At 43.5% G+C, this 26268-nt stretch carries 25 protein-coding genes; 15 read left to right on the forward strand and 10 right to left on the reverse strand.

Translation table 11 applies throughout. From position 1 onward, the window contains the following. Positions 1–442: 442 nt before the first annotated feature. From G496_RS0111570 to G496_RS20605, 5 genes are all read right to left on the reverse strand, one after another. Positions 443–1801, reverse strand: a complete 1359-nt coding sequence (locus G496_RS0111570) for a sigma-54-dependent transcriptional regulator (RefSeq protein WP_027179429.1) — start codon at positions 1799–1801, stop codon at positions 443–445. Continuing rightward, entirely contained in the window at positions 1801–3201 is a 1401-nt protein-coding gene (locus G496_RS0111575; protein ID WP_027179430.1) for a sensor histidine kinase, read from the reverse strand. The genes G496_RS0111570 and G496_RS0111575 overlap by 1 nt, the downstream gene beginning before the upstream one ends. A gap of 141 nt (positions 3202–3342) precedes the next feature. Beyond that, on the reverse strand, positions 3343–4254 hold the full coding sequence (locus tag G496_RS19530; protein ID WP_051294999.1) for a DMT family transporter: 912 nt from the start codon (positions 4252–4254) through the stop codon (positions 3343–3345). Positions 4255–4680: 426 nt separating this feature from the next. Further along, on the reverse strand, positions 4681–5883 hold the full coding sequence (locus tag G496_RS0111585) for an arabinose transporter (RefSeq protein WP_034633095.1): 1203 nt from the start codon (positions 5881–5883) through the stop codon (positions 4681–4683). Between the two features lie 549 nt (positions 5884–6432). Next, the gene (locus tag G496_RS20605) at positions 6433–7134 is read right to left on the reverse strand and encodes a type 1 glutamine amidotransferase (protein ID WP_051295000.1); all 702 of its coding nucleotides are present in this window, start codon (positions 7132–7134) and stop codon (positions 6433–6435) included. A gap of 159 nt (positions 7135–7293) precedes the next feature. Here G496_RS20605 and G496_RS0111600 point away from each other — a divergent pair, with 159 nt between their 5' ends. Next, positions 7294–7500: a hypothetical protein gene (locus G496_RS0111600; protein WP_027179432.1), complete on the forward strand. Its 207-nt coding sequence runs from the start codon at positions 7294–7296 to the stop codon at positions 7498–7500. A 60-nt stretch (positions 7501–7560) separates the two neighbouring features. Here the strand turns inward: G496_RS0111600 and G496_RS0111605 are convergent, their stop codons facing one another. The 3 genes from G496_RS0111605 to G496_RS0111620 form a co-directional block, all read right to left on the reverse strand. Beyond that, positions 7561–9012, reverse strand: a complete 1452-nt coding sequence (locus G496_RS0111605; protein ID WP_027179433.1) for a nicotinate phosphoribosyltransferase — start codon at positions 9010–9012, stop codon at positions 7561–7563. 744 nt (positions 9013–9756) lie between these two features. Next, a complete protein-coding gene (locus G496_RS0111615; protein ID WP_027179435.1) occupies positions 9757–10203 on the reverse strand; it encodes a CGGC domain-containing protein in 447 nt (148 codons plus the stop codon). Between the two features lie 68 nt (positions 10204–10271). Next, on the reverse strand, positions 10272–11012 hold the full coding sequence (locus tag G496_RS0111620) for a FadR/GntR family transcriptional regulator (RefSeq protein ID WP_027179436.1): 741 nt from the start codon (positions 11010–11012) through the stop codon (positions 10272–10274). A 401-nt stretch (positions 11013–11413) separates the two neighbouring features. Here G496_RS0111620 and G496_RS19540 point away from each other — a divergent pair, with 401 nt between their 5' ends. From G496_RS19540 to allE, 9 genes are all read left to right on the forward strand, one after another. Then, on the forward strand, positions 11414–12505 hold the full coding sequence (locus G496_RS19540) for an ABC transporter ATP-binding protein (protein WP_034633096.1): 1092 nt from the start codon (positions 11414–11416) through the stop codon (positions 12503–12505). Positions 12506–12543: 38 nt separating this feature from the next. After that, positions 12544–13842, forward strand: a complete 1299-nt coding sequence (locus G496_RS0111630) for an ABC transporter substrate-binding protein (RefSeq protein WP_027179437.1) — start codon at positions 12544–12546, stop codon at positions 13840–13842. Positions 13843–13899: 57 nt separating this feature from the next. Next, a complete protein-coding gene (locus tag G496_RS0111635) occupies positions 13900–14748 on the forward strand; it encodes an ABC transporter permease (protein ID WP_027179438.1) in 849 nt (282 codons plus the stop codon). Positions 14749–14757: 9 nt separating this feature from the next. Continuing rightward, the gene (locus G496_RS0111640) at positions 14758–15591 is read left to right on the forward strand and encodes an ABC transporter permease (protein ID WP_156900645.1); all 834 of its coding nucleotides are present in this window, start codon (positions 14758–14760) and stop codon (positions 15589–15591) included. A gap of 3 nt (positions 15592–15594) precedes the next feature. Next, positions 15595–16323, forward strand: coding sequence for an aspartate/glutamate racemase family protein (locus tag G496_RS0111645; protein WP_027179440.1), 729 nt, complete (start codon positions 15595–15597; stop codon positions 16321–16323). Further along, complete coding sequence (gene allB / locus G496_RS19545; protein ID WP_051295001.1) at positions 16316–17722, forward strand: allantoinase AllB; 1407 nt, start codon at positions 16316–16318, stop codon at positions 17720–17722. The genes G496_RS0111645 and allB overlap by 8 nt, the downstream gene beginning before the upstream one ends. Beyond that, entirely contained in the window at positions 17722–18981 is a 1260-nt protein-coding gene (locus G496_RS0111655; protein WP_027179441.1) for a Zn-dependent hydrolase, read from the forward strand. The genes allB and G496_RS0111655 overlap by 1 nt, the downstream gene beginning before the upstream one ends. Before the next feature lie 30 nt (positions 18982–19011). Beyond that, positions 19012–20007 carry a ketol-acid reductoisomerase gene (gene ilvC, locus G496_RS0111660; RefSeq protein ID WP_027179442.1) on the forward strand — a complete coding sequence of 332 codons (996 nt, stop codon included), beginning with the start codon at positions 19012–19014 and terminating at the stop codon, positions 20005–20007. A gap of 88 nt (positions 20008–20095) precedes the next feature. After that, positions 20096–20875, forward strand: a complete 780-nt coding sequence (gene allE, locus G496_RS0111665; protein ID WP_027179443.1) for a (S)-ureidoglycine aminohydrolase — start codon at positions 20096–20098, stop codon at positions 20873–20875. Between the two features lie 127 nt (positions 20876–21002). On the opposite strand, the gene G496_RS0111670 is transcribed toward allE, so the two are convergent. Next, the gene (locus tag G496_RS0111670) at positions 21003–21536 is read right to left on the reverse strand and encodes a ferritin-like domain-containing protein (RefSeq protein ID WP_027179444.1); all 534 of its coding nucleotides are present in this window, start codon (positions 21534–21536) and stop codon (positions 21003–21005) included. Positions 21537–21931: 395 nt separating this feature from the next. Between G496_RS0111670 and G496_RS19550 the strand changes: the two genes are divergently transcribed. The 3 genes from G496_RS19550 (at position 21932) to G496_RS21285 (ending at position 23807) form a co-directional block, all read left to right on the forward strand. Continuing rightward, the gene (locus tag G496_RS19550; RefSeq protein WP_034633099.1) at positions 21932–23155 is read left to right on the forward strand and encodes a DEAD/DEAH box helicase; all 1224 of its coding nucleotides are present in this window, start codon (positions 21932–21934) and stop codon (positions 23153–23155) included. A 119-nt stretch (positions 23156–23274) separates the two neighbouring features. Further along, a complete protein-coding gene (locus G496_RS0111680) occupies positions 23275–23541 on the forward strand; it encodes an RNA recognition motif domain-containing protein (protein WP_027179445.1) in 267 nt (88 codons plus the stop codon). A gap of 98 nt (positions 23542–23639) precedes the next feature. After that, entirely contained in the window at positions 23640–23807 is a 168-nt protein-coding gene (locus G496_RS21285; protein WP_169725753.1) for a hypothetical protein, read from the forward strand. A 176-nt stretch (positions 23808–23983) separates the two neighbouring features. Here G496_RS21285 and G496_RS0111690 read toward each other — a convergent pair whose 3' ends face one another. Next, entirely contained in the window at positions 23984–24370 is a 387-nt protein-coding gene (locus G496_RS0111690) for a hypothetical protein (RefSeq protein ID WP_027179446.1), read from the reverse strand. 177 nt (positions 24371–24547) lie between these two features. Here G496_RS0111690 and G496_RS0111695 point away from each other — a divergent pair, with 177 nt between their 5' ends. Beyond that, positions 24548–25978: an ApeA N-terminal domain 1-containing protein gene (locus G496_RS0111695; protein ID WP_027179447.1), complete on the forward strand. Its 1431-nt coding sequence runs from the start codon at positions 24548–24550 to the stop codon at positions 25976–25978. A 77-nt stretch (positions 25979–26055) separates the two neighbouring features. After that, positions 26056–26268: hypothetical protein (locus tag G496_RS21345; RefSeq protein ID WP_027179448.1), on the forward strand; the 213-nt coding region annotated here is incomplete at its 3' end.

Consider the following 26268-nt stretch of genomic DNA (forward strand, 5'->3'; position numbering starts at 1 on the left):
CTTGTTAAAAAATTCACTTTGATTAATATATTGAAATAATTGAAATAATTAATTTAGAGCTAATTCAGGCAAAATTTTATAAAAATTTATGTTTCATTTTGAAAAATTATACATTGTGAAGAAATGAACTTTAGTTTTAGGGGTTACAGGAAAATTATATGATATAACTATATGATAATATTGGTTAAAAATCTGTAAAACAGCTAAGAGTAGTCGTCTGGCTAATCCTATCTTTGTTTCAAAATGGAATAAAAAATAGTTTTGTCACAGAATAATTTCATAAAAATCATGAAATTTTGTTTCAAAATGAACAACGGCGTTCGAATGCTGATCCGAACGCCGTTTAAGGAAGTGTATTTATGTTGAATTTAATTGGGGATGAACGATGTTTTTTTAAAGATTATTATTCAGGCAGGCAACAAAAATAGATATTGTCTCAGAATTATTCCTCGTCTGAATCAAGGCCGAATTTTTTAAGTCTGCGCCAGAGGGTGGTCCTTGGAATTCCCAATATACTTGCACTTATGCCTTTGTTGTATCCTGTTGCTTCCAGTACATGGATAATGTGGCGTTTTTCAACTTCTTCAAGCGGTAGAAGGCCCGGAGTTCCGAGGCTGCTGAATGAAAGGTTCAGAAGATCCTGCGGAAGCTCGCGAATATCTATGACATCTCCCTCGGCAAGAGCTACGGCCCTTTGGATAATATTTTCAAGTTCACGTACGTTGCCCGGATAGTTATACTGGGTCAGAACTTCCATGGCCTGTTGTGAAATGGATTTTACCCGCTTGCCGAATCTTGCATTGAATGTATCCAGAAAGTGGTTTGCCAGCAGGGGAATATCTTCTTTCCGTTCGGCAAGAGTCGGAAGATATATGCGGACTACGTTCAAGCGATAAAAAAGGTCCTCGCGGAAAGTTCCCTCAGTCATAGCCTCTTCAAGGTCACGGTTTGTTGCCGCTATTATCCTGATATCAAGGTCAATGGGTTGGGTTCCCCCGACTCTGAGGATACGCCTTTCCTGAATAACGTGCAGAAGTTTTACCTGCATGTTGAGCGGCATTTCACCTATCTCATCAAGAAATACGGTTCCACCGTTGGCTGATTCGAGCAGCCCTATTTTGGTAGCCGTGGCACCGGTGAAGGCTCCTTTCTCATGCCCGAAAAGTTCACTCGAAATCAGTTCCTCACTGAATCCGCCACAGTTGAATGAGACAAAGGTTTTATTTTTTCTGGGACTTAAGTCGTGAATTGCTTTTGCTGCCCGTTCTTTACCTGTTCCGGTATCAGCCTGAAGGAGAACATTGCAGTTTACTCCGGAAATTTTGCGGATCATGGAGAAAACATCGAGCATGACCTGACTCGTTCCAAGGAAATCTTTTAATAGAGGTTCTTCACGCAGGGTTTCCTTCAGTTTTCTGTTTTCTTCCCTCAGTTCTATCTTTTCCAGAGCTTCACGCGCTGCCGTTTTGATTTCCTGAAGTCTGAACGGCTTCACAATATAACCTGCCGCACCTTTGGTGGTGGCTTCAACTGCGGATGGAATGGTTCCATTACCGGTTATTATCAGCGCTTCGACATTGTCAAAACTTGTTTTGATCGCATCAAGCAGTTCAATTCCGCTGATATCCGGCAGTTTCAGGTCAATAAAAACAAGCTGAAAAGGAGCTTCAACCATTCTGGCCATAAAAGTATGGCCAAGTTCGAATGTTTCCACTTGAAAGCCCAGTTTCTGCAATGATCTTCCGACCATTTTTGCAGCCTGAGTTTCATCGTCAATGACAGCAGCTCTGTATTTTCCCATCAGGATTCTCCGCTTCCGTTTATCCTAGGCAGATGTATTGTAAATGTTGTCCCTTTTCCGGGTTCGCTTTCGGCGTAGATGGTTCCACCATGTTTTTTTATAATCCCGTGTATAATGGAAAGACCCAGACCAGTGCCCTGACCTACCGGTTTTGTGGTGAAGAAGGGATCAAATATACGGTTGAGGGTCTCTTTGTCCATCCCGCACCCATTGTCCGCAACATCAATCCTTACCGTCTCATTTTCTTCTTTTCCGGTTATCTTAAGAGTTCCTCCGTCATTCATGGCCTGAGCAGCATTCATAAACAGGTTGATAAAAACCTGTTCAAGGTAGTGCAGGTCTCCGGGGACCTCCGGCAGATTGGCAGGGAGTCTGTTTTCAACATTTATGCTGTGCAGCGAAAGCTGGTTGCCGACCAGTTTAAGTGTCTGGTTGATAACGGTGGACATTTTCAGCGGTGAAAGGGTGCGTTGCTCTGATCTTGAAAAGTCCAGAAGATTGCGGACCACATCGCTTGCTCTGGCTATCTCACTGATGATGTCTTCCAGCAGTTCCCGCATTTCTTCGCGGGGCATTTCTTCCAGTTCTTCCAGAAGAGTGTCCGCTGTTAGTGATACATTGTTTAAAGGGTTGTTCAGCTCATGGGCTATGCCGGATGTCAGCGTACCAATTGATACCAGTTTACGAGATTCAATAAGTTGTTTCTGGCGGGTATCAAGCTCATCAGCCATATTCATGAAAGCTGAACGCATAAGCACTGAAATAGGATCGTCACTGCTGATATGTTCAATTGCATCATAATCACCTTTGGCCACACCTTCTGCGGCCCGCTGAACATATTTCAGCCTTTCAAGAACTTTTCTGGCCTGAAGTACATAAATGACAGTAATCAGGATGAGTACCGTCAGCATGACAGCTATCGGAAGGTAACGGATGCGGTTCAGAGCACTATGTATTCGCTCTTTTTTGGTCCTCAGCAATTCCTGAGCATCTTCTACAAGTTTTCCGCCATAACTTCTGGTCTCCGCGGAGACGGAATTATCGCCGTTGGCAAGGGCCTGAAGCAGGTTTCTGTATTTAGAAATACTGTTGATAATATCACTGTAATCATCGCTGCTGACGATATCGAGGATTTTGGGGTGCAGCACCTCAAGAGTTTTTTCCGCACGGTTCAGGTAGACGTTGGCTTCTTTCAGGCTGTTCGGTTCAGGATAGAACATAAAGTTTTTTTCGTATCGGCGGGTTTCAAGTATATCTGAGAGTACATCATGAAATTCGTCCATGATGGTAAGACGTTCACGAAAAGCGTCTATGTTCCACCAGTACATTCCCATGGTCAGCAGCATAAAAAGAACATAGGCCATGAACATTAAAAGAACTTTTATTTTAAGAGCTTGCATGTGTTTCCCCGGATGTGGCAGCGTTGTGGAAATATCAGATAAACAGTTATGGAACCGCTAAAGCCCATAAACAGGATCTATTTTCGCCCCAAAACGGGATAAAAATCAACTTGGTAGTGGCAGTGCGGTATAAAGCAGTATTTATCTGTCGTGAGAGACTTTTGCCCGGGAGAGTTTAGGTCTTGTCAGGAACAGGTATGACCCTATGGAAATAAAAATTACGAGTCTGCCGCACAGGGTAGTGACAGGAGGATGTTCGTTGAAAAAGCATAAAGCCCAGATAGGAGCAAGCACGGTGCTTATCAGCGTCAGGGTAGCCATTTCTGATGAGGGTATATAGCGTGAGGACAGCGCGTTCATAACTCTTCCTATGGGAGCGGAAGCTATGCCCATGGCTCCCATGATCAGCCAAGAATCAAGAGGTATATGCGTGGGATCAGATTGAAAAAACATTACTATTGCCAGAAAAAAACCACCGGTGCCAACAACGGCCAGTCTGCTCATGTCACTGTATTTTCTCCATACCGCCCCGTTCATGCTGACGCATGAGACTGCACAGAGGGCATAGCCGTCACCCATAATATTACCATTTGTCAGTGATCCGCTGACAACTATATAAATTCCGGTTATCAGCCCGAAAATGGACATCCATAAGGCTTTTGATGTTTTTTCGTGCATAAAGAGCCATGCGGCAAGAGCTGTGAGAATTGGTCGCGCACTAAGGATGAATACTGTGTTTGCAACAGAGGTGTTTCTTATGCTCATGATGAATGTTGATGAGCTTCCGACTATAAGAAGAGATGATAAAATGAGTGGCCATCCAGCCTCTTTGAGGGTTCTAATAAAACCTCTCTTGTCGGTTAACTGTATGAGTATTGCCATCGAAATCGCTGAGAAAAGACCGAAAAGAAAAACCGTGTCAGCTCCGCTTATTCCTGCTGTTCTAATGAAAACAGAGTCAAAACTTATCAGGAAGCCTCCGCACAGGGCCGCGGCACGACCTTTACCGGAATTCGTTTTCGGAATAATTTCATTTATGGACAGCATGCTCATTGTATAAACTCCTGATTCAGTAACAAGCTGAATTTGCAGACTTAAAAAGCAGCATTTCGTAATATGCATTAAATGGAAATGTTGCAAAAGGGCGGAGTCGGAACACAACTTTTTCGATTATCTTGATCGAACGGCGTGATAGTGGCTTCGCGAAAAGAAGCAGAGTTTACTATTATCCGGTTTAGACCTGTGGAAAACGGTTGCCATATTATCGGGTGCAACAGAACAGAATTTTGAAGTGTCAGGTTAGGCTGAATTAAAAAGTAAAATTAAAATACCGGATATCTTACTGCTTCATGCATATTCTCTAAAAAGTATGAAACGCCTAAAAGGACGTCAATATTTTTTTATAATGTATCCATTTTTTAAGTGGTAGGACAGGTTTGAAATAGCTTGGCTTGCAGCATTTTAAACCTGATTATTCATTTAAATTACAGTCTTTTTTCTAAGCAGGATCACCGCAATAGGGAAAGCGCAGAAGACAGTTGCTCCGCTGACAATAAAGACCGACATAAGTCCTGTGGCATCGGCAACTGCGCCAAGAGCAGGGCCGGTAATACCTAAAGCCAGATCAAGGAAAGCAGTATAGGTTCCCATGGCCAGTCCGGGGTTTTCAGCCGGGGCAAGGCGCACGGCTTCAAGACCGAATCCCGGATAGACAAGGGCGTATCCCAGTCCTGTTACTGCCGCCCCTATGAAGGCCAGCAGCGGGTTTGGAGTCATCCCGATCATGAATCCTCCGGCGGCTTCTATAAGTACACATATCAGAGCTACCTTGGCCCCTCCTATTTTGTCCGGGAGATGACCGAAGAAGAGTCTGCCCAGAATAAAAGCACCGCTGAGTGAGGTGAAGACAAGCCATGCTGAATCCCAGCCCTTATCCGCAAAGAGCAATGCTCCGAAAGTTGTGATGGAACCAAAACCAGCTGCGGTGAAGGCCAGACCTACTCCGGGAAGCCAGACAGAGCTTATTACCTGAGCCATGTCTTTGAATGCATTTGAAGCTTTCTTTTTTGATGCCGGTCCCTGCATGGGGAGTACCGCCAGCAAGGTTAGCAGTGGTAATGCTACTGTCACGGCTGCGGTGCTGTCGAAGCCGTATTTGCCATATAAAAAAGTGCCCAGCGGAGCTCCCGCCGCATAAGCTCCCCACAGGGCTGTTCCAAGCCATGCAATAACTTTTCCGGCGTGGCTTACTCCGAACATGGATAATCCCCAGACAAGGGTTCCGGTGATGACAAAACTTTCTGAGACGCCCAGCACCGTTCTGGCAAGTACCAGCAGGGTCACCGCAATATTAGGACTTGAAATGAAATAGATAGAGGCGAAATAGAGTGCTCCGGCGATTGCACCGGCCAGCAGCCCTATAATAACGGTGCGTTTTGCTCCGTTTACATCGGCATGGTGTCCCGACCATATCCTTGAAATCAGGGCGGCAATAAATTCACAACTTACAGTTATCCCGACCATGAGGGTGCCGAAGCCAAGTTTATGGGAGACATAGAGAGGGACTACCGGCATGGCTACACCGATTATCAGATAGTTAACCAGCACGATCATCAGCAGTGGGAAAAGTGAAGTCAGTTTCCACTGAATATGGATAGAGTTTTGAGTGTTGTCTGTGGACATTTGATATTTCCGCGAGCTGCAAGGCAGATCTGTTAGAGTAAAAAGAGCAGAATTAACTTTGTGCTGGTACAGCAGGCAAAGAAAAAATGCTGATATTTGGATAATAATTCAGCTTGAAAAATTAAATCCAATGGACCGGTGGTGAATTTATTGTTGAGCTTTTTATTAAAATTATTAGAGTGTTGAAGTAGGCATAGGATTATCAGTCGCCAGCAGTCACAGGTAATAAAGTAATTCAGAATCAGGTATTACTCATTTTGTGAAGCGTTTATATGTCGGCAGGCTTACAATTCTTAAAAATCGCAATCCTTATTATCCTTTGTCAGGGGGATTAAAAATAGCTGATTCTCCAAAATTTTTGCCTAAACCTGTTTCCAGCTCTACACCAGTTTTTAATCCGGGTAATGTAAATCAGTATGACATGGTTAATTGAATAAGATGGCTTATATGCAGACGCTGCGCAAGATTCTTCAAACAATCCTAACTTGAAGACGCAAAATATGTTGCAGTCTATTTAATGTTTTTTTACTAATTATTGCAGGATTCCCGCTAAAATGAATCAGAGAGATTTATCCAGTTTGCGAACAGCAGGTCATTTTTTGAGAACTCTTTAAGCGATGGTTTGTCACCGCAGAATTTTGCATCACTACTGTCATTCTCTTTTTCTCTGGCCTGAAGGCTGAATTTTTCCATATCTTCATATAGAAAATCAGGATGAAACTGTACGCCCCATACCGGATGGTTTTTAAGCTGGAATCCTTGAACGGCACATCTGTCAGAACTGGCGATTATCTCAAACCTGTCGTCAAGATCATACACTTCATCATAGTGATAAACTCCTGATTTAAAATCATTCATGCCCTTAAATATAGAGTTCTCAGTATGTTTGATTCTGGTCCAGCCTATTTCCGGAGTGGCTGATTTGCGAACATGCTCTTTACCCATAATGTGTCTTATCAAAAACTGGTGTCCAAAGCAGATCCCAAGAATTGATTTTTTTGCTGAGATGAAGCTGGCTATGACTTTATGCAGATTAGGATACCAGTCTCTTTCATCCGTAGCACTTGCCGTAGATCCTGATATTAATAGATTGGTGTAGTTCTTTATATAATCTATTTTATCAAGATTGTTAAAATTGTATGTTATTGTATTTATATTTAGTGATTTTAATATGTTATCTGTTCTTGTCTGAAAGCTGGATTTGAAGTCATCTTCAGCTAGAAGATTGAGTACCAGAATATTAGTATCCATGATGAATGTCCTTATCTGAAGGAAAATATTAATCAATATGTACTTGTCAGCCCTTGAAAACACAGCAGTGAGTGTCTGGATTTTTGGGACGTCAACAGGTAGAGTATTTTTAAGAAAGAGCACACATGACAATATTAATCAATTACCAAAGTAGAGACTATGAACTTAAATCGTATTCAAATTTCAATTTTTAAAAATCTGAGTAAGGAAAAAGAGCTCGAAGTTGACATCTATGTCAAAAAACATGCTCTGGAGTTTATTGGAGTCCAGCGGGACTGTATTGAAGACTTGAGTGAAGAGGAAGGGGATGCCTGGATAAACAAAGCGTATATCATCTCCATCTCCGGTGAAGAGGGGATATGTTAAGCTTATGAAAATTTAATACGGGATAAATCTACCATATTCAGATTTATCCCGCTTTTTTTATTATAAACCCTGCATTTTATGCAGGATATTCATTTTTTGTTCATAATATTCAGGACTCATATCCAGATAATGTTTATGGGGATTTGAAAAACGCTGTTCTTCTTTCCAGATTTCATTTTTGAGCTGGGCCTCAACGTGTTTGCGTATCTCTTCAATATCTTTTGGCGGATAAATACGTTTTCCATTTTTTATCATCTGGCATTGCAGTTCTTTGATTTTAAAATTTGAGAACTGGCGATTTTTCCATGGTTTTTCCGGGTCCACATAGCGATACGGTTTTTCTGTATCGATTATTTCATCTGCCAGCGTAATCAGGTCTGCTATTGCCTGTCCTTCTTCATTATATACTCTGAAAACTTTTTTCAGACCGGGATTGGTGATTTTTTCAACCGATTCGGAAAGTTTGATTCTGGGCATGAATTTGCCTTGTTCTTCAACGGCTGTAAGCTTGTATACCGCTCCGAAAACAGGGTCGCTTTTGGCTGTGATCAGCCTCTCACCAACACCGAATCCGTCAATTTTGCCGCCCTGTCCCAGAATTGAATGAATGGTATATTCGTCCAGACTGTTGGAAGCAAAAATTTTACAGTCGGCAAGGCCTGCTTCATCCAGCATGGCCCGAACTATTTTTGACAGATAAGCAAGATCACCTGAATCAAGGCGGACTCCTTTAAGCCTTTTACCTAAAGGCTCCAGAACTTCTTTTGCCATTCGGATAGCGTTGCGGATTCCAGAGTAGAGAACATTATATGTATCAATAAGCAGAACACAGTTGTCAGGGTAGCTCAGAGCATAATTTTTGAATGCTTCATATTCATTCTCGTAGAGCATGACCCAGCTGTGCGACATTGTTCCGCTTACCGGTATACCGAACTGTTTGCCCGCCAGTATGTTCGAGGTGCTGCTGGCCCCGCCGATATAAGCGGCCCGTGCTCCATAAGTTGCCGCATCCATATTGTGAGCCCTTCTTGCACCGAAATCGGAAACCCCACGCCCTTTAGCTGATTTAACGATGCGGCTTGTTTTTGTAGCTATGAGCGACTGGTGATTAAGCTGGGTCAAAACAGCTGTTTCAACTAATTGAGCGTCAATGCATGGAGCGATGACCGTTAAAACAGGTTCATAGGGATACATGATTGTCCCTTCCGGGAAAGCGTAGATATCACCGCTGAACTTGAATGTGCTGAGGTAGTTAAGAAAATCATCACCAAAGATATTCATAGAGCGGAAATACTCTATATCGTCAGAATCGAAATGCAGGTTTTCAATATAATCAAGAACCTGCTCCAGTCCTGCAAAAATAGAAAATCCTCCGTTATCGGGATTTTTTCTGTAAAAAACATCAAAGGCTACACGCTGGTCCTTGATCTGATTTGTAAAATATCCATTTGCCATGGTCATTTCATACAAATCCATCATCATGCTGAGGTTGCGTTTATCGAACTGGGTCATGCCTGTCGCTCCGGCTATATGTTTGGTGGCGGAAATCTGGCGTCCATATTTTAAATGGAGTTTCCGTTTTGTTCTTCGGGGTTAAATAAAATTTTAATTTTATATTTCTCGAATTATTTAGTCAGTTAATTAAGACTCTTATAGTTGTCGAGGCAGAGTCTGCGGATTTTGGTGTTATAGGAATAAGATTTTGTGCAGACTTTTGGAATCAATAATATTTTTTTCACAAAGGTTGGAGTGCCGGCTGGATCATTTGAAAGGGGAAATACTTTTTTCACTGATTTGATATGGTCGGCTTTCAAACTTTTCTCTCCTTTGTTTTTTTCAAGTAATTCTGGCTGCATAGTTTAGATAAGCAACCGGCTTGTATGCTGCTAAAATCAGCTCTGCGATTATTTCTGCATAAAGCGTGTTGAAATGTTTTTCCGTTGAAACTTAAAAGAAAAATTCGCATTTCAATTTAATGATAGTACTCTTTTAGTTGTTTCCAATAATTCTAGTCTTATTAGTGCAGGATCAAAACTAGTATCAGGGGTGGCGGTGTCAATTTGACCTGTGTTCTGCCGAACTTTACTTATCTATGATATATTATTGCATATTATGCTTAATTTTTCAGGCTGATAATAAGCTGAATTCATATTTATAAACACTGCGGTGTTCTTCAAAAAGAAGCGGAGCACTGATGCCTTTTCATCAATGCTCCTGCATGAACTTTATCTGTAATAATTATGAAGATTTGTTTCTTTAATCGTATTCTTTTCGGGTAGCTTCGTCTGCTATTGCTGCTTCAAGAACGGGTTGCCATTCAGGTCCGTCCCATGATCCGAGTCTGGAATGCATAGTCAGGTATTTTTCCGGGATAGGATGGGTGCCTACTACTACTTTGACTTTATACTGGTTTTCCAGAAAGGATTTGAAGGTCTCAATGTATGGGCATGGCGGATATCCTACTAAAAGTCCGGTCGCGAGGTGAATGACTTCAACTCCGTTTTTGACCATCTCATCACCAAGATATTCAATGTTTCCACCAGGGCATCCATTGCATGTAGTGTAACCGGCAAGCTCAATCTCTTTATCCGCATAAATTGAGAAAGCCCCGGCACGTTCACGCATGGCCCGCAGACATTTACCACCGGCGCAGGTTCTATAACGGTCACAGATAACTATTCCGATTCTTATCGGTTTGCTCATGACGACTCCTTTGATCTTAAAAGATCAGATGACCCAATGAACAGAAATTTTTTTTGTGTGACTCTTAGTTATATTACCAGCTTTACTTCAGCTCGCCTTGCAACTCCCTTTATATGTTCTTCCATCGCTCTTTGCGCACCATCGGCCTTTTTGTTTTTGAGGTGCTTCATTATTGCTTCATGCTCGCTTACGGTATCAATGACATTTCCGTCATGGGCAAAAGGAAGTTTCTGGCTTTCAAAAAATAAACCGAGAAACGGCGATATGGATTCTGTGAAAAACCTGTTGTTAGCCGCTTCTATCATCTGGGAATGAAAAGCAAAATCCAGCCTTGCGAATTCAGTATGATCTTTTTCTTCAACGGATTGGCGCATAGTTCCGACAACAACGCTTAAATCTTCTATCTGGGCAGGGGTGGCATTTATGGCCACCAGTCTGGCTATTGCCGGTTCTATAGCATAGCGAAACTGGTACATCTGTGATTCCCGCCCGGAAAGGGCGGATGTTGTCAGGAGCTGTATTCCGGGGTGATTGTCCGGCGCTGGGGCAGAAGGTTCTTCCGTAACAAAAACTCCTTTCGCAGGCTGAATTATGAGGCGTCCTTTTGTCTCCATGGAGACAAGAGCCTCACGGATGGTCGGCCTGCTGAATCCCAATTCGTCTGCCAGACTTCTCTGTGACGGGAGTTTCTCACCGTCTTTCCAGCCATTAAGCCGGATCAATTCCTCAATGCTTTGAACAGCGGCTTCTGTCCTTGACTGTTTTCGACTGCCTGCGTCGCTATACTGGTAGTAAGCTCTGGAAGACATTTCTTAATCTCACAAGTTAAAGTTCATAATTTGAAAAACTGGTCTTACCAGTTGGACAAATCCTATACACATGGTTTTTTTCTGTTTGTCTAGCAAAAAAATAGAACCCTCGATTTTGTAGTTTTTAAGGCCTATTTAAACAAAATTGTTATATTTATACTTTTTTTAAAATATTTATTTTTTTTAATTGACAAATAAAGCAAAAATGAAGATCACAGAACTGGTCATACCGGACAGCCACTAGTGGTAAATTCCATTTTGACCTGAAGCCATGTGAAAATCCCGATCAAGGCTGAATTGATAAGCAGGTGATTAAAAAGCCTCTAGGCATAATAACGTTACGACACAGGCTTTTTCCCTATGGAAAGCAGTCTGAAACCAAATAATGGCGGCGGAAAGTTATGAGCAGCATCGGAAAAGTGGAGTTATCGGCGGTAGGAAAATTTTATGGCCCGATCGAAGCCCTGCACGATATTGAGTTGACTGTAGAAGCAGGTGAATACTGTTGTCTGCTGGGACCCAGCGGATGCGGTAAAAGTACTGCGGTTCGTATGATATCCGGGCATGAAGAAGTTACCACCGGAGATATCCTGCTGGATGGCCGTAATATAACTGATGCACCTCCGGCCAAGCGTAAAACAGCATTGATGTTTCAGAGTTATGCTCTGTTTCCCCATCTTTCATGTCTGGATAATGTGGCTTTCAGTCTTAAAGTTGCGGGTGTTCCTAAAAAATCCCGCCGCAGTCAGGCCATGGAACTGCTTGAGCTGGTTCACATGGATGAATATGCAGAGGCCCTCCCAGATCAGCTTTCCGGCGGGCAGCAGCAGCGTGTTGCTCTTGCCCGTGCTCTAATAACCAAGCCTTCAGTTATTCTGCTTGATGAACCTCTCTCCGCTCTCGATCCTTTCTTAAGAATCCAGATGCGCAAGGAACTTAAAAAGATTCAGAAAGAGCTGGATATGACTTTTATCCATGTCACCCATTCTCAGGAAGAAGCTTTTGCCCTTGCGGATAAAGTCGTGGTTATGACCAAAGGTACCATACAGCAGATAGCATCACCCCGTGAGGTCTTTGAATCTCCGAACACTCCGTTTGTTGCCGGATTCATCGGGGGACATAATATTTTTTCCGCAGATTTCAGTCTTCTTAATGAAGGAAAATTTGCAGTTGATATGGGCGGGATAACCCCCGGTCGCCAGTGCCGATATCCTGAACTTGGAAAATCCGGAAATTATGGTTTTTCAGTCCGGGCCGACCGTATTCATCTTGATGCTGAAAACAGTGAAGATATGGATATGACCCTGCCGGCAACAATTGCTCTGGCTGAGTATCAGGGCAGTCATGTTGTTGTGCATTGTGATGCCGGAACTGTTGAAAAGATTCAGATCCACATTCCGGATGACAGATTTTTCAAACTCGGACTTGAACCCGGTCAGGAAGTTGTTCTTGGCTGGGCATGCCGGGATATGAATATTTTCCCTCCTGCCTAGGAGTAACCAAGGGTAACGCAAACTTTGAGGAGATAGTCATGGTCAAAGACAAGACAAAGGAAAACAGCAGGATCAGTCGTAGAAAATTTTTGGGCACTGCCGCCGCAGCTACAGCTGCCGTAGCCGCAGCACCTGTGATTACCGGCTTTCCTACCGTGTGGGCTCAGAACATTAAGAACATCAAGCTGCGCCAGTTCGGAACAGGTACAGCAAGTGTCAATGCCATCGCACAAAAGGTTAAGGAAGATCTCGGTTTCACTGTAGAAATGACAGCTCTTGATTCCGATTCCGTTGTTCAGCGGGCCGTAACTCAGCCTAATTCTTATGATATAGCTGATATCGAATACTGGGTATGCAAGAAAGTTTATCCCAGTGGTGTAATCCAGCCGATGGATACCACCCGCATCAAACTTTATGACAAAATTTCCCCTCTCTTCAAAACAGGAAAACTCAATAGCGGGTCAAAACTTGCTCAGGGTACCGCCCCGCATACAGTCGGATTTGTAGAACATCCTAAAGACCGTCGTTTTGCCAGCCGCGAAACCAGATGGATGACTCTTATTCCAACCATTTACAATGCAGATACTCTTGGAATCCGTCCTGATCTTGTGGGCCGTAAAATAAGCAACTGGCGTGACATCATGGACCCGGCTTTTAAAGGAAAAACCTCAATTCTGAATATCCCGGCCATCGGAATCATGGATGCGGCAATGATCTGCGAATCCATGGGTGTAATCAAGTATGGTGACAAGGGTAATATGACTCGTGACGAAATTGATAAAACTATTGATGTCATGAAAAAAGCTAAAAAAGAAGGACAGTTCCGTGCATTCTGGAAATCCTTTGACGAGTCCGTAAACCTCATGTCTTCCGGTGAAGTTGTCATTCAGTCCATGTGGTCTCCGGCTGTCACCGCAGTCCGGGCCAAGGGTGTTCCCTGCAAATACCAGCCTCTTGAAGAAGGCTATCGCGCATGGGGTGGCGGTCTTGGAATAGCACGTCATCTTTCCGGATTGGAGCTGGATGCGGCTTACGAATATTTCAACTGGTACATTTCAGGATGGGCAGGAGCTTACCTTAATCGTGAAGGTTACTACAGTGCCGCACCCGAAACCTCCAAAAAATACATGACAGCTGATGAATGGGGATACTGGATTGAAGGCAAGCCCGCAAAAGCCGATATCGTCAGCCCTGACGGAGCTGTAATGGAAAAAGCCGGAGCTGTTCGCGACGGTGGATCATATGAAGAACGCATGGGCAATGTCGCCTGCTGGAATTCGGTCATGGATGAAAACAAATACATGATCCGCAAATGGAATGAATTCATAGCATCTTAAAGTAACATTATAAGAGGTTCCCCGGTATCGGGGAGCCTCCACCCGAAGGTTAGTCTCATGGCAAACGAACGAAGCGCATACCTCCAGTCCTTTCCGCTCTTCATGATTATGCTGATTTTTCTGGTCATACCGACCCTCATGATCGTGATCGTCAGCTTCTGGGACTATAATTCATTTTCAGTAATCCCTGATTTTATATTTGATAACTACAATTTTCTACTGACTTCACCGGTTACATGGCAGGCTTATGCAAAAACCCTGTTTTATGCTGTGACCTCATGGGCAATTACTCTGCTTATCGGGTTCACTGCGGCATATTACATGGCTTTTCATTTAAGGACCACCAAGGCGCAGACAATCTGTTTTCTGCTTGCTACCGTTCCTTTTCTTACTTCCAATATCATCCGTATGATTTCATGGATTCCACTCCTTGGACGCAACGGTCTTGTAAACCAGATGCTTCAAAGTCTGGGACTGATAAATCAGCCTCTCGAGTTTCTTCTCTATAGCGACTTTTCAGTTATTCTGGCTTTCGTTCATCTTTATACACTGTTCATGGTTGTGCCGATATTCAACTCCATGATGCGCATTGACCGTAAACTTGTAGAAGCCGCAATCGATGCCGGAGCAAGTCCATGGCAGGTTGTAACTCACGTCATAATTCCTCTTTCAAAGTCAGGCATCACTATCGGTACTATTTTCGTCTTCACCCTTGTTATGGGTGATTTCATCACCGTGCGCCTCATGAGCGGAGGACTGAGTGCTTCGGTCGGACTGCTTATCTATAATGAAATCAGTCTGCTCCAGTACCCTGCCGCCGCAGCCGGGGCTGTAACACTGCTGGCAACAGTGCTGATAATGCTCGCCATACTTTTCAGATTCGCCAACATCCGCAAGGATCTTTAGGAGCCTGCCATGCTGAATTCAAATAGAAGACCGAAAAGTTTTTACTTTTTAACAGCATTCTTTGCCTTGTTTATCCTGTTCTTATACGGACCCACACTGACAATAGGAATCCTCTCCTTTCAGGGACCGTCAGGAGGACTGACTTTTCCCATGAACGGCTTTTCGCTGCACTGGTATTTCAAATTATTTGAGCAGCAGGCTGTGGGAGATTTCGGTGGATCGCTGACACGTTCACTGCTTCTGGCTCTGGCTGTTATGGTTGCGACCGTTGTTATTTCACTCTCTGCCGGAATGGCTTTTCGTAAAAAATTCAAGGGAAGCAGTGTTCTTTTCTACCTTACAATTGTCAGTCTGATTATTCCCTCAATTCTGATAAGCCTCGGTATCGGTCTGCTGTTCAACCAGATCGGCATTGAACCAACGTGGTATGGCTCTGCTTTCGGTTCGCACCTCACCTGGACTCTGCCTTTCGGTTTGCTGATTATGTTCGCCGTGTTCAACAGATTTGATAAATCCTATGAAGCCGCGGCCCGCGATATGTGTGCCACGCCTTTTCAGATTCTTCGTTTTGTAGTCATACCGCTGATTCTTCCAAGTCTGGTCGGTGTCGGACTGTTCGGGTTCACTCTGTCTTATGATGAGTTTGCCAGAACGATTATGACTGCCGGGTCCAAGAACACACTTCCGCTGGAAATTTTCGGCATGACAACCAATGTTACCACACCGGTTCTTTACGCTCTTGGAACTCTGACAACATTCATATCTTTCGTCGTTATAATCGGCACTCTTTTTACGCTGCACCTTTTGAAGCGCCGCCGCAGACGGATTTCAGGAGGGGAGTAAGATATGAAGATTCTGGTTATAAATCCAAATTCAAGCTTTCCGATGACGTGTTCCATTGAGGAGACCGCTAAAAGAGTCTGCTCAAAGGGAACAATTATAGAAGCCTGCGGCCCTACACAGAGTCCGGCCTCCATTGAAGGATACTATGATGGAGCAATGGCCACATATCACATGCTTGATGTTGTCACCCATAAAGAAACTGCTGACGGATATGTCGTGGCCTGTTTTGATGATACCGGAGTTGATGCTTTAAGAGAGGTTGTTGCCGGACCGGTTCTCGGAATCGGAGAGGCTGCCATGCATGCCGCCAGTATGCTGGCCTGCCGCTTTTCAATACTCACAACTCTTGAAAGGTCTGTGCCTATTATTGAGGACAATGCCGCCGAATATGGCCTCGGGCGTAGATGCAGAGGTGTCCATGCCGCGGATATCCCGGTGCTGGCTCTGGAAGATGAGCAGGATGAGAGCATTTTTTCCATAGTTAACAAAGCCGCTTTAGATATTCTGGCAAAAGACAGAAGTGACGCGCTTGTGCTTGGTTGCGGAGGCATGACCCATCTGGCAGCCAGACTTGAAGCCAGTCTTGGAGTTCCGGTTATAGATGGTGTTTCAGCAGCTGTTGGTTTTGTCGAAGCATTGATCAGAATGGGTCTTAAAACCAGTAAATCAGGTGGCTATGCCTTTCCAAGGGATAAGCAGACATCTCAAAATGGAGAGGGCGGCAATGTTTGATCTTGTTTTACAAAATGCAAGGCTGGTGACTGAAGACGCTGTCCGTGATGCGGATATAGGCATTACCGATGGAAAAATATCTGGAATAGAATGCTTCGACTCCGGTTCTGGTTGCGACTCTGGCTCCGGCTTGAAAGGGAGCAGGACCATAGATTGTTCCGGTAAAATGGTTTTTCCCGGTTTTATTGATCTGCATGTTCATTTTAATGATCCGGGGCTGACAAGGCGTGAAGACTATTTCACCGGTTCATCCGGTGCCGCGGCAGGTGGTATCACCCTTTTTGCGGATATGCCGCTTTCCAATGCTCCATATACACTTACGAATGATAACCTGTTGGACAAAATCGACAGGGCGTCCAAAAAATCTCTGGTTGATTTTGCCCTGTGGGGTGGATTCGTTGAGGACAATACCGCTCAGCTGAAGCCCATGTCCGAGTCAGGAGCTTACGGTTTCAAGATGTTTACCTGTGGTGCCGGGGATGGATTTCCAACACCTGAATCAGGAACAATGGAGCGTGGTTTCAAAATCTCCCGCGAGCTTGGAACTTTTGTCGGTGTTCATTGTGAAGATCAGGAAATTATGGACCGTAACGCTCAGAACTGTCCTGCTGATATGGATGAGATTGATCGCTTTCTCACTGTGCATGATGCCGAATCAGAACTTGCAGCAGTCAGAAAGGCCATAGCTTTGGCCGGGAAGACCGGAGCCCATCTCCATATCTGCCATGCAAGTCTGCCGGAGACCGTTGATCTTGCAACTGAGGCTCGAAAAAAGGGGCTGGCTGTAACTGTAGAAACCTGCCCTCAATATCTGATCTGCACCGGGGATGATCTGCGCCGGATCGGAGGACCTTTGAAATGTACTCCCCCTGTGCGGGACCGCAAATCAGTTGAAGGAATGTGGGAAAGAATTTTTGCAGGGGATATTGATTTTGTGGGTACTGATCATTCCCCGGCTGAGACAGCTGAAAAGATCGGTAAATCTTTTGATTCCTGCTGGGGCGGCGTGAATGGAATACAATATCTTTTTTCGCTTCTGCACACCGAAGGGGTTGTAAAGCGGAATCTGGATATACGCAGACTGGTTGGACTTTATAGTGCCGGGCCTGCAAAATTCATCGGACATTATCCTGAAAAGGGTACTCTTGAAGTTGGCAGTGAAGCTTCTTTTGTAATCTTTGATCCTGAAGCTGAATGGACTGTCAGGGCTGAAGATCAACTGACAAAACATTGCCAGACTCCGTATGACGGCATGCGCTGTAAGGGACGTATTGAACAAACCTGGCTTCGTGGGAAAACTGTCTGTGAATATGATTTTGCGAGCGGTAAATACCGGATTGAAGCTTCGGCTGGTTCCGGAAAGTTTGTGACTCCGGTTAACAACAAAGGAAAAAAGTAATGAGTATATTGAAAACCGACTCTGAAAGGCTGAAACGTTTTCTGACAGAAATAGCTGTTTTCGGGGCTACAGAAAATGGCGGAGTAACTCGTCTTGCCTTGACTGATGAAGACCGTGATGCACGCAATCAACTCAAGGCATGGTTTGAGGAAGCAGGGTGTGAAACCCATGTTGACCGTATGGGTAATATGTTTTTTGTCCGTCCCGGTAGAAATAGGGATTTAGCTCCTGTGCTGACCGGATCGCACTGCGATTCACAGCCTCAGGGCGGACGTTTTGATGGTATTTTGGGTATCGTGGCCGGACTGGAGGTAGTCTGTGCCTTGAATGATGCCGGTATCACTCTGGAACGCGACTTTATAGTGGTGAACTGGACTAATGAGGAAGGCAGCAGATTCACTCCCGGAACAACAGGCTCAGGCGTGTTTGCCGGCAAGCTTGAGCGTGAGGCCATGTACGGACTGACCGACCGTAACGGACTAACTTTCGGAGCTGAACTGGAACGTATCGGCTACAAGGGAGTCGAGGATTTTGATCCTCGTCCTCTGCACGCCAATTTTGAGTATCACATTGAGCAGGGTCCTGTGCTTGAACGACAGGGTAAAACTATCGGAGTTCCCAAGGGAATTGTCTGCCTGCGCTGGTATGATGTTGATATCAAAGGTGTTCCGAACCATGCCGGACCTACTCCTATGAATGAACGTCAGGATGCGGTTTATGCATTTTCAAAAATGGCTGTAAATATTTTTGAAATAGGCCTTGCTTCCAATGATGTTGTTACAACCGTAGGTGAGGTTCATCCTCAACCAAACTCCAGAAATGTTATCGCCGGAGATGTTCATTTCACTATAGATATCCGCGGCTGGGATGAAACCGAGACCGACAGGGTCTGCTCGGAAGTTGAAGAGGCTATCAGAAAAAATGCCGAAGCCACCGGATGCAGCGTGGATATCAGGCAGACATGGGCTGTGGAACGGGCTCCGTTTCAGCCTGAACTGGTAGAGCTTATTCATGAAAAAGCCGGGGAGCTTGGACTTCCTGCTCTGGATATGGTTTCCGGTGCATCACACGATACTGTTTACATTAACCAGTTTGCGCCCAGCGCCATGATTTTCGTACCGAGCATTGGCGGTCGCAGCCATGCTGAGGTCGAAGAAACTTCCTGGGCCGACTGCACCGCAGGAGCAGATACACTGCTTCACTGTATTTTAAAGACAGGTAACGATCCGGAAGGCGTAACCTACGCTATGGCGGACTGAACCACACCACACATCAAGAAGGAAAACAAAATGAACGAGATTGAATTTGAAAAAATTTACCGTGACGAGGATGTTGATCTGAGTATTCTGGAGGGCAAAACCATAGCCGTTATCGGTTATGGCAGTCAGGGCCGGGCTCAGTCCATGAATATGCGCGAAAGTGGAATGAATATAATTGTCGGAGCAGGGGATAGAACTCTCCACTCAAGCTGGGATAAAGCCGAGGCTGATGGTTTTACCGTTTATTCAATAGAAGAAGCTGTAGAGAAAGCTGATATTGTCCATATTCTGCTTCAGGACCCTGCACAGCCTTCAGTTTACTATGAATCTATTCACGGACATTTGAAAGCAGGGCAGACCCTGAGTTTTGCTCACGGTTTTGCTGTATTGTACGGAACCATAAAACCGCCTAAAGATGTTGATGTTGTCCTCTTTGTTCCCAATGGTCCCGGCCCGGTTACCCGCCAGAAATTTAAAGACGGTTCCGGAATCTGGGGTTGCGTAAGTGCTGATCAGGATGTCAGCGGTCATGCCCGTGAAACAGCCCTCGCCATATCCAAAGCTGTAGGTTCGACCCGTGTCGGAGTTGTTGATATGACTTTCCAGCACGAGACAGAAGGTGATAACTATGAAGAGCAGGTTCTTTATGGTGGAACAATCCATCTGATGCGGACAATGTATAACATTATGGTTAAAAACGGATATCCACGTTCTTTTGCCTATGCCAAGGCCATCCGTTCCATCCGCTCCATAATTGATGATATAGACGCTGTTGGAATTGAATCCTACCTGACTTCCAGAGCCAGCCGTACTTGCGAATTCGCAGTGCGCCACAGCGGACCCCGTGTTATCAACGAAGAGGCCATGGAAGAAATTTTTAAAGAGACTGAAAGCGGAACTTTCGCTCGCAACTGGCTTCAGGAATTTTCACTCGGCATGCCGACCCTTAACCGTATGCGCCGCACCTGGGCTGAATCGGATATGGAGAAAACCGGCAAAATATGGCGTGAAAAGTTCGGAAAATAGTTTTTGTCCTAAACCGGAAACGGGGGAAACGACCTCTCCTCCGTCTTCCGGAGATATCAAGCAGGCCAAAGCGTAAAAGAGGAAAATAATGCCTTATCCGGAAGGTTTTTTAAAGAATCGTTCCGTTTACGAGCCTAATAAATATGCCGTCATTACTACCGAAGGCCGCGTTATCAATGTTATCCCCGGTATTAAAGACTGCGCTCTGTCTATCCTTGCTTCTCCGAAACTCGGGGCTAATTTTGTGCAGATGGCAGGTTCTGTCAGCACTTCAGGCCGGACAACCATGTCATACGGCAAGGCTGAAAATATTGAGGTTCTTCTTTTTGTCATGGATGGAGAAGGTTCTCTGGATGTCAGTGTTGATGGACACACCGAAACCCTTAAAGCCGGAGGTTATATGTACGCTCCTCCGGGAAAAGGTCTTGATTTTGTTTCCAAAGGTGATGCTCCGGTTAATATACTGCTCTATAAGCAGAGATTTATTCCGCATCCTGATCCGGCAATGAAGCAGCCGTGGATGGTTACGGGATCAATCCGTGAGATCGAGGAACAATTTTACGATCAGATGGAAAATGTTTTTGTCCGTGATTTGCTTCCTGTTGATGAAGCTTTTGATATGAATTTCCATACACTGGCTTTTCTTCCCGGCGGTTGTCATCCGTTTGTGGAAACACATGTGCAGGAGCACGGTATGTATATTTATCAGGGACAGGGGCTTTATCTGCTGGATGAAAAATGGCTTCCGGTAGAATCCGGTGATTTTATCTGGATCGCTCCGTTCAGCAAACAGGCCTGCTATGGAACAGGTCTTGAGCGGATGGAATATATCTACTCCAAAGACTGCCATAGGGACGAAGCCATTTAGTATAGGACTGATCCTCTGTATGTAGTCTGTGTTGTGACGTTGATTCTTTATTCGTATGTAAACGGCAGCCGGCCTTATGACCGGCTGCCGTTATTTTATTCTTTACTTTTTTAAACAGCTTTGCTGCTTATTCAGCACTTCCGGCAATTACAAAGCCCTGCGGCTGTAAGCCTGTGGATGAAGGTGTTCCGGCTATCCTTGAGAGGTAGGCGTCACCAAGCTGCTGAATATGATCGTTGATGGCATCAAAATAGTTGAAGTGCTCCTGCTCGTCATTAATGATGTCGTCAAGAAGCTTTACACTGATGGAGTCACCGTTGTCTCTACATACCAACAGGAACTGGTTGTATGAATCAATGGCGTTGTCTTCTTCGTTTGAATCATAGGAGAATATTGTTTTAATATCCTGACGTTTGGCTATTTCGCCAGCCAGTTCGGTTGTCGGTTCTCCGCCGAGTTCTTTTACTCTTTCGGCGAAGGCTTCGGCATGGCGCATCTCGTCTATCGCTATGAGTTTCATATTTTTTGCCAGTTCACCATAATCCATGTCGTCAAGCCTGTAGTGCTGACTCATATACTGGTGGATAGACTGGAGTTCCATTGCACGCGCTTTGTTAAGGACTTCTATTACGTTTTGTCTTCTTTCTTCTTTGGTGGACATAATTATCTCCTTTAAGGTTTTAATCTTAAATATAGTATATTTTATTTATTGCTTCAAGGGCATTCTAATTTCTACCCATGCTGATTGAATATTTATCTGCTGATGATGAGTTAAGTTTAGTAACACGCTGGGTGACCCATTATTTCAGGCACTTAAATGAATTAAAATTAATTTCATTAAACTACTTTACTTCTGTAAATAAATAGTGGATAAAGGGTTCACTCAGCGTGACTGGACGCATGACTACTTCTTAGCCCCAATTATGCAGCTTATAGCTGCATGTCCGTCAAAAGATTTACTCCCCGTACCAGAGTCATTAAATTATCACCTGATTTATCAGGTTCGACCGCTGTCGCGCGCCGTCGAGATCATTTTTTTTTCACCCAAGGCTTTTAATGACCTTTAGTACTTTTTCCTTTGACCAGCGTATTAATTCCTGTGTCAAAGCGTGTGGTTACGAAACCCCCACACCGATCCAGAGCCGTAGCATTCCACTTATTTTGAAAGGACACGATGTCTTGGGTCTTGCCCAGACCGGAACCGGCAAAACAGCTGCGTTTGCATTGCCTATACTGCAGCGTCTTCTTTCCAGAGCATCCAGTGGGAACGCTCCTAAAGTTCTTGTTCTTGCTCCCACCAGAGAGCTTGCCCTTCAGATTAACGAAAATTTCACAGAATTATCCCGCAATACTGGCATCCGCAGTTGCGTTGCCATCGGCGGGGTAGGTATGGGACCCCAGATTAAAGCCTGTAGGTCTGCTAATATCATAGTAGCCTGTCCCGGACGGCTTGTCGGACTGATGGCAAAAAAAGCTGTCAATCTCGGCATGATTGATGTTCTGGTGCTTGATGAAGCTGACAGAATGCTTGATATGGGTTTTATGCCCGACATTAAGAAAATTTTATCCTATCTTCCGACCAAAAGGCAGAATCTGCTTTTTTCGGCCACAATGCCCCGTTCTATCCGTGCTTTTGCCGATAAAATTCTGGTTAATCCTGAAACAGTTAAAATTGATACAGCTGTTCCAGTTACCAGCATTGAACATACTTTCTACAAAACACAAAATAGCGGCAAAATCGCTCTCCTTGAAACTCTTATCGGGCAGGAAAGGCATCAGAGCATGCTTATTTTTACCCGGACCAAGCACAAAGCTAAAAAGCTTTCATATCGGTTATCCAGAAGCGGACATAATACAACTTTTCTGCAGGGTAATATGAGTCAGGGACAGCGTGAAAGGGCTCTCAACGGTTTTCGTGACGGAGATTTCACTATAATGGTTGCTACTGATATAGCCGCCAGAGGAATCGATTGTGACCGTGTCACTCACGTCATAAACTATGATATGCCTGATACTGTTGAGACTTATACACATAGAATCGGCAGAACAGGCAGAGCAGGAAGAGACGGCTTTGCAATAAGCCTTGTAACTTCCGATGATCTGGATCAGATGAAAGCTATCCAGAAAACTACAAAAGTAAGGGTGGAAGAACATTCATCGTTCGCAAACGCACCCAAGAAAAATTTTGGCGGTAATAAAATTCCGTCAAGCGGTAAGGATGCTGGAAAGTTTTCACGCAACCGAAATCGCAAATCCGGCAGAAAGTATCGAGCAGCATAGAAGCATCCGTTTTGCTCTTGTTATAGTGCAGGGCGGATGATTTTAAATAACTGACGCAACTCAATTAACGCCTTTGCCACGTTTCATGTGGCTGGCATAAGAACTCTCAGGAGAGAAAATTGTCTAAAAATTTATATGTTGGAAACCTTCCCTGGTCCGCAAGTGAAGAAGATGTACGTAACGCTTTTGAAGCATTCGGCGAAGTAACTTCCGTTAAACTCATCGAAGATCGTGAAACTGGCCGTCCCCGTGGATTCGGTTTTGTTGAAATGAGCGACGACAATGCAGCTCAGGAAGCAATCAGCGCTCTTGACGGCAACGACTTCGGCGGACGTAACCTCAAGGTTAACGAAGCTAAGCCCCGCACCGAGCGTCCTCGCTGGTAGTCACTGATTACCATTGAAGTGATTTTTCAAGCCGTTCCTCTCTCGGGAGGGACGGCTTTTCTATTTGCATAGATAAAAAATAAAATGAGGAGAAAAATATGGCAAAACCGAATTACAGTTTTGCAAAGCGTCAAAAAGAGCTGGCCAAGAAAAAGAAGAAAGAAGAAAAAATGAAACGTAAACTGGCTAAAAAAAATGACGCACAGGAAGATTTTCAGTCTCATGATGATAATCAGACGGATGAAGACAATTCCGGTGAAGATTAACGGATTATAAATATCCTGAAAATTACAGGCCATTTCATCACAACCGATGCTAAGGCAAAGATTTATTGGTACCCAAAATGGAATGTATCAGGCAGATGCATGAGTCAATTTTTCCGGTTTATAAAACCTGAAAAGGCAGTCAATTGAATGTTGGCTGCCTTTTTTGTTGCCTCGCACTATTCTGGTACTCGTCTCCATTCAGGGGTATCGTTCTGGATAACGTCTATCGCGACAATTTTTTTAATTTCATGGAAGTTTAGGTGGACTGCATCATCTGTACAATTGAAGCCAATATCCCAATCATCTGGTACATCTATATGCATGAGAAGGTCGCCCACAGTTATGCGTGCTTCGTGTTCTGGTTCAGGTCTGTTCCAATTGCTTAGGTCATCATGGATTTCGTTTAACTCAATAAGGAGTAACTTTTCGCCTCTTACTTTAGTTCGATAGAAAGTTAAAGGGCGTCTCGAAAATGTAGAGCTTCCAAAAGTTATTTCGTCATTTGGATCAAAGGCTGTTAATATTTTTCGTAAAACTTTGGCCTTCATTGTGGAGTTAGACATGTGTTGGTCTCGTTTAATTTTATTGTGTTCTATAGTAGTTCGATATTAATGCAAATAAAAATAGTCTATTTTGTTTTCGATGTCTATTTGGGATAATTTATGTTGTTTTGTAGTTGGTGTGTAATTAGCACTTGTGATAGTGCCCTTAGAATTTTTTAAGGATATTTGGAGTTCCTGATGCCTGATGAAAAAAAATTTCCTATATATGGCGAGTGGAGGCCGACTAGCTGCGACAAGCTTAATATCAAAGGAGTTCTGGAGAGGGAAGAGGAAGGAGTTTTGCTTTTAAAGTTTTGGTGTCTATCAAAAGAGGAGTATTTTCATATCAAAAATGCCGATTGTTTTTTAGGGTTATGTGCATCAGGGACAGAGGTGACTCTATTGAATTGTATTTTAGTTCAAGAAGATACTAATTATATCGGTATAGAACCATTATTTACAGCTTGTATTAATGTTGGTTGTATGATTACAGGAGGTTGGTTTGAGACTCGTACAGAAAAAAGATTTTTATATTTAACCTTACAATCTAGTACAATTGAAGCTTGGCTTGCAGCGGCGTACCTAGATTGGAAGAAGCAGAATGAAGTAAATTTTTATCATGAATTTTTTTCTGTATATCTAAATCAAAAGCAGATTGAATTTAAAGCTGTAGCATCATCAAATCGGTCTATTGGGATGTTAAATTCAAGCTCTTCGATGATATTATTCATTAAGATATCTAAGATTAATGAAGAGAGCATATCCCTAGTTGAAGCTATTGATTTGTATTTTCCACTTGTGAATCTAATTAATTTTTTGTGTGACTCTCATCATGCTTGTTATGATATAAAATTATATGACATTATTTATGAGACCGAAGTTTTGGTTTCGTTCTTTAATCATAAGCATATAAATATACAACCAGTCCATCCTTCAGAGGTTATTTCATTATCTTTTTTAAACAATTTTTTGGGAAATATGATAGATTTATGGTATTTGCAGTACGAAGAATATGATAGAATGTGTAAATTGTATGATGGGATGCTTTTAGGTGATTTTAATAATATTCTAGTGTTATTGTTTTATAAAGTTAGGATATTGGAGAAGCTGTTAGATAACAGTTGTCGAAAAATATCTGGTAATGATGAGCAGAAGCTTTTCGAGGCGAAGTCAGTATTAAAAGATCTTGAATGTGAATCATTAAGAAGTTTTTGTTTGAATTCACTTGGAAGGGCTAAGAAAATTGGTAATAAGCAGAAATTCTATGATTATTTAGATAAAATTTTTGATAGTGCAGAAAGTCAGATTATTTATAGAGAGGCAATTAAAAGAGCTGTGAAAGTTAGGAATGATGAGGCTCATCTTAATAAGTACACAGCTATCTCCTATATAGATAGGCAGTATTTTGTCCTTGCTGAAAATCTTTTAAGTGTAATGATCAAGTTTAAATTCCTTTCCATCCTAGGGATTTCAAGCGATTATATTCAAAAGGAGTATGGTCTTAGATTTGGTCTTTTTGCGAAAAATAAGAATGAAATTGATAGGTCTGTTTGCGAAATATTTGAGAATCAAAGTCTAGAATATAAATGGCTCTACCTCAAAGAAAGGGGCGATAGGATAATCCGATAAAAAGAAAGGCATACCGAACCGACTCGATATGCCCTATAAATTGATCAAATTTCCGACCAAAGAAAGGAGATCAATTTATGGATCGAATCTTAATCGGCCTGCCCGATTTTGCAATCAAAAAGGTTGTGTCATATTTTCCGATAATTCTTGAGGTGGAATGGACGGGTAAACCAGTTTGTCCGCAATGCCGCAGTTCTTCTTTTCGGATTAAGGACACGTTCTTGCGATTCATCAAAAGTATCCCGCATAACGGACGCGCATCGATTCTTCGGGTGAAATGTCACAAGCAT

This window comes from Maridesulfovibrio bastinii DSM 16055 (assembly GCF_000429985.1).
GTDB lineage: Bacteria > Desulfobacterota > Desulfovibrionia > Desulfovibrionales > Desulfovibrionaceae > Maridesulfovibrio > Maridesulfovibrio bastinii.